Origin of the sequence: Kitasatospora phosalacinea (assembly GCF_000717185.1) — a bacterium.
Lineage (GTDB): Bacteria > Actinomycetota > Actinomycetes > Streptomycetales > Streptomycetaceae > Kitasatospora > Kitasatospora phosalacinea_A.
This window is the reverse complement of the sequence record NZ_JNYE01000269.1, coordinates 1-616: the sequence shown is the minus strand read 5'-3', so window position 1 is coordinate 616 and position 616 is coordinate 1. Positions and strand designations below refer to the sequence as shown.

At 68.2% G+C, this 616-nt stretch carries 1 protein-coding gene; it reads right to left on the bottom strand.

Translation table 11 applies throughout. The features are described from left to right. On the bottom strand, positions 1 to 588 hold the full coding sequence (locus tag OO57_RS37960; protein ID WP_033257481.1) for a GTP-binding protein: 588 nt from the start codon (positions 586 to 588) through the stop codon (positions 1 to 3). Between the last annotated feature and the right edge of the window lie 28 nt (positions 589 to 616).

Sequence of the window (616 nt, the reverse complement as noted above, 5' to 3'; positions counted from 1 at the left end):
TCACCGCAGTCGGGCGAGGAGGGCGTGTTCGACGAGGGTGATGAGGGCGCTCTTGGCGCTGTCCCGGCGTCGGGCGTCGAGGGTGATGATGGGGATGTCGGTGTTGAGTTGGAGTGCTTCGCGGACTTCTTCGGGGGTGTGGGCCTGGTTGCCGTCGAAGCCGTTGAGGGCGACGACGAAGGGGAGGCCGCTGTTCTCGAAGTAGTCGAGGGCGGGGAAGCAGTCGGCGAGGCGGCGGGTGTCGACGAGGACGACGGCGCCGATGGCTCCGCGGACGAGGTCGTCCCACATGAACCAGAAGCGGTCCTGTCCGGGGGTGCCGAACAGGTAGAGGATGAGGTCCTCGTCGAGGGTGATGCGGCCGAAGTCCATGGCGACGGTGGTGGTCGTCTTGCCGGAGACGTGGCTGAGGTCGTCGATGCCGGCGGAGGCGCTGGTCATGACGGCTTCGGTGCGCAGGGGGTTGATCTCGGAGACCGCGCCGACGAGCGTCGTCTTGCCCACGCCGAAGCCGCCCGCGACGACGATCTTGGCGGAGGTGGTGGCGCGGCTGGGGGCGGCGGCCGCGTTAGAGCTTGCGAAGTCCACTGAGGACCCTTTCGAGCAGCGTGACGTC